This window comes from Streptomyces sp. CO7 (assembly GCF_053474865.1).
The window spans coordinates 852580-856176 of sequence record NZ_JBRIOU010000004.1; the positions used below are offsets into that span (position 1 = coordinate 852580).

Below are 3597 nucleotides of genomic sequence, written 5' to 3' on the forward strand. Positions count from 1 at the left end.
CGCCATGGCCGTCCTGCGCCGCCTCCCCCGCCCCCTCTTCCGCCGTCTCCCGCTCTAGGCCGGGCGCGCGCCCCGAGGCGGGCGCGTGCTCACTGCAGGGTGGGGTGTCTCTCCACGGTGGCCTGGGGCGGGACCAGGGCGCCGCCGAAGGGGAAGTCGCGCAGGCGGCGCCACACGCCGTCGGCGCCCTGCTCGTAAAGGGCGAAGCCGGTGCAGGGCCACTCCGCCGTGTAGTCGGCCAGCTCCGCGTAGGCGCGGTCCATGGCCTCCTCGTCGATGCCGTGCGCCACCGTCACGTGCGGGTGGTACGGGAACTGCAGCTCCCGGGCCACCGGCCCCGCCTCGTCCCGGATGCGGGCCTGCAGCCCGGCGCACTCGTCCGCGCCGGCCACCACCCGCACGTACACCACTGGCGAGAGCGGACGGAACGTTCCGGTGCCGGCCAGGCGCATCGGGAAGGGCCGCCCGGCGGCCGCCACCTCGGCGAGGTGCGCCTCGATCTTCGGCAGCGCGGAGGCGTCCACCTCGGTCGGCGGGAGCAGGGTGACATGCGTGGGAATGCCGAAGGCAGCGGCGTCGCCGAAGCCCGTGCGCCGCTGCTGGAGCAGGGTGCCGTGCGGCTCCGGGACCGAGATCGACACGCCGATCGTTACGGTCCCCACGTCGTCTCCTGTCGTGTCGTCTTCCGTCACGCCGGGCCACGCCCGACGGGTGCTGCCCCCGGCCGCGGGCCGGGGTCCGCCGTCCCCATCGACTGTACGGCGGCGCACCGCCGAACCGGGAGGATCGCGCCTGGATCACCGGTGGCGCGAGGGGCGCTCGGGCGCGGGGAGTGTCCTGCCCGCCGCCCTCGGCGCGCCGCCCGTGCGTCGGCGGCGGCCGGGTCAGTGCTTGGCCGGGACCAGGCCCATCCGCGCGTAGGTCGTCGCCAGCGTCTCGGCGGCCACCGCGCGCGCCTTCTCCGCGCCCTTGGCGAGGATCTGGTCCAGCGTCTCCGGGTCGTCCAGGTATTCCTGCGTCCGGTCGCGGAACGGCGTCACGAAGTCGACCATGATCTCGGCCAGGTCCGTCTTCAGGGCGCCGTACATCTTGCCCTCGTACTCCGCCTCCAGCTGCGGGACCGTCTTCCCGGTGAGCGTGGAGAGGATGGTCAGGAGGTTGGAGACGCCCGGCTTGTTCTCGCGGTCGAAGCGGATGACGGTCTCCGTGTCGGTGACCGCGCTCTTCACCTTCTTCGCGGTGACCTTCGGGTCGTCCATGAGGTTGATCAGGCCCTTGGGGTTGGCCGTCGACTTGCTCATCTTGGCGGACGGGTCCTGCAGGTCGTAGATCTTCGCCGTCTCCTTGAGGATGTACGCGCTCGGGACGGTGAAGGTCGGACCGTACGTGGTGTTGAACCGCTCGGCCAGGTCGCGGGTCAGCTCCAGGTGCTGGCGCTGGTCCTCGCCGACCGGGACCTGGTCGGCCTGGTAGAGCAGGATGTCCGCGACCATCAGCATCGGGTACGTGAACAGGCCCACCGTGGTGCGGTCGCTGCCCTGCTTGGCGGACTTGTCCTTGAACTGCGTCATCCGGGAGGCCTCGCCGAAGCCCGTGATGCAGTTCATCACCCAGCCGAGCTGGGCGTGCTCCGGGACGTGGCTCTGCACGAAGAGGGTGCAGTGCTCCGGGTCCAGGCCGGCCGCCAGCAGCTGGGCGACGGACAGCCGGGTGTTCTGGCGGAGCTGCTCCGGGTCCTGCGGCACGGTGATGGCGTGCAGGTCGACGACCATGTAGAAGGCGTCGTGGGACGTCTGCAGGTCCACCCACTGGCGGACGGCGCCGAGGTAGTTGCCGAGGTGGAACGAGCCGGAGGTCGGCTGGATACCGGAGAGCACGCGAGGACGATCAGAGGCCATGCCTCTCATTCTCTCAGGTGGCCCCCGGATCACGGGAACGGGTCGCGCAACCCTTTCCGCGGACGCGGACACGGGCGCGGACGGAGGGCCCGGGGGCGGACGGCCGCCCGCCCCCGGTCCGCGGGCGTCAGCCCAGGTCGATCGTCGGGTACAGCGGGAAGCCGGAGACCAGCTCGGTGGCGCGGCGGGAGACCTCGTCGGAGACCTTCTCGTCCAGCACGTGCTGCGCCTTGGACGGGGCGCCCTTGGCGGTGGTGCCGGGGACGGCCTCGGTGAGCACGCGGTCGATCAGCGCCGCGATCTCGTCCATCTCCGCCGTGCCGAGCCCGCGGGTGGTCAGCGCGGGGGTGCCGATACGGATGCCGGAGGTGTACCAGGCGCCGTTCGGGTCGGCGGGGATCGCGTTGCGGTTGGTGACGATGCCGGAGTCCAGCAGCGCCTGCTCCGCCTGGCGGCCGGTGAGGCCGTAGGAGGAGGCCACGTCGATCAGGTTGAGGTGGTTGTCGGTGCCGCCGGTGACCAGCGTCGCGCCGCGGCGCATCAGGCCCTCGGCGAGCGCCTTGGCGTTGTCGACGATGCGCTGCGCGTAGTCCTGGAAGGAGGGCTGACGCGCCTCGGCCAGGGCGACGGCCTTGGCGGCCATCACGTGCGGCAGCGGGCCGCCGAGCACCATCGGGCAGCCGCGGTCGACCTGGTCCTTGAGCGAGTCGTCGCACAGCACCATGCCGCCGCGCGGGCCGCGCAGCGACTTGTGGGTGGTGGTGGTGACGATCTGCGCGTGCGGCACCGGGTCGAAGTCGCCGGTCAGCACCTTGCCGGCCACCAGGCCCGCGAAGTGCGCCATGTCGACCATCAGGGTCGCGCCGACCTCGTCGGCGATCTCCCGCATGATCCGGAAGTTGACCAGGCGGGGGTAGGCGGAGTAGCCGGCGACGATGATCAGCGGCTTGAAGTCGCGGGCGGTGGCGCGCAGCGCCTCGTAGTCGACCAGGCCCGTCTCCGGGTCGGTGCCGTAGGAGCGCTGGTCGAACATCTTGCCGGAGATGTTGGGGCGGAAGCCGTGGGTGAGGTGGCCGCCGGCGTCCAGCGACATGCCGAGCATCCGCTGGTTGCCGAAGGCGGTGCGCAGCTCGGCCCAGTCGGCGTCGGAGAGCTCGTTGACCTGGCGGACGCCGGCCTTGGCCAGGTGCGGGACCTCGACGCGGTCGGCGAGCACCGACCAGAAGGCGACCAGGTTGGCGTCGATGCCGGAGTGCGGCTGGACGTAGGCGTGGCGGGCGCCGAAGAGCTCGCGGGCGTGCTCGGCGGCCAGGGACTCGACGGTGTCGACGTTGCGGCAGCCGGCGTAGAAGCGGCGGCCGACGGTGCCCTCGGCGTACTTGTCGCTGAACCAGTTGCCCATCGCGAGGAGCGTCGCGGGCGAGGCGTAGTTCTCGGAGGCGATCAGCTTGAGCATCTCGCGCTGGTCGGCGAGCTCCTGGCCGATCGCGTCGGCGACGCGGGGCTCGACGGCGCGGACGACGTCCAGGGCGGCACGGTACGCGGCGGACTCGGGGGAAAGGTCGGGCATGGCGGCCTCCGGCAGGGTGCGGTCACGGTGTGGCCCAGGCGCACGGCACGTGTGGTTCCTCCGGGCCGCTCCCCGATGGTCCGTCCCATCCCAGCGCGCCAGTCACGGCCCTGGGCCAGCCTACCGGGG

Annotated in this window: 3 protein-coding genes and 1 riboswitch; all 3 genes read right to left on the reverse strand. The window is 72.2% G+C overall.

Features of this window, described 5'->3' with window-relative positions; all coding sequences use genetic code 11:
• Positions 1-89 precede the first annotated feature (89 nt).
• The gene (locus ACOV8S_RS16695) at positions 90-662 is read right to left on the reverse strand and encodes a 2'-5' RNA ligase family protein (protein WP_448318590.1); all 573 of its coding nucleotides are present in this window, start codon (positions 660-662) and stop codon (positions 90-92) included.
• A 222-nt stretch (positions 663-884) separates the two neighbouring features.
• Entirely contained in the window at positions 885-1898 is a 1014-nt protein-coding gene (gene trpS / locus ACOV8S_RS16700; protein WP_448318591.1) for a tryptophan--tRNA ligase, read from the reverse strand.
• A 127-nt stretch (positions 1899-2025) separates the two neighbouring features.
• Positions 2026-3468 carry a glycine hydroxymethyltransferase gene (locus tag ACOV8S_RS16705; RefSeq protein ID WP_448318592.1) on the reverse strand — a complete coding sequence of 481 codons (1443 nt, stop codon included), beginning with the start codon at positions 3466-3468 and terminating at the stop codon, positions 2026-2028.
• Positions 3469-3493: 25 nt separating this feature from the next.
• Positions 3494-3584: riboswitch (ZMP/ZTP riboswitch) on the reverse strand.
• Between the last annotated feature and the right edge of the window lie 13 nt (positions 3585-3597).

Excerpts from the sequence above, each read along its gene's own strand:
- trpS (WP_448318591.1), bottom strand. The coding sequence starts at position 1,898 with ATGGCCTCTGATCGTCCTCGCGTGCTCTCCGGTATCCAGCCGACCTCC.
- ACOV8S_RS16705 (WP_448318592.1), bottom strand. The coding sequence starts at position 3,468 with ATGCCCGACCTTTCCCCCGAGTCCGCCGCGTACCGTGCCGCCCTGGAC.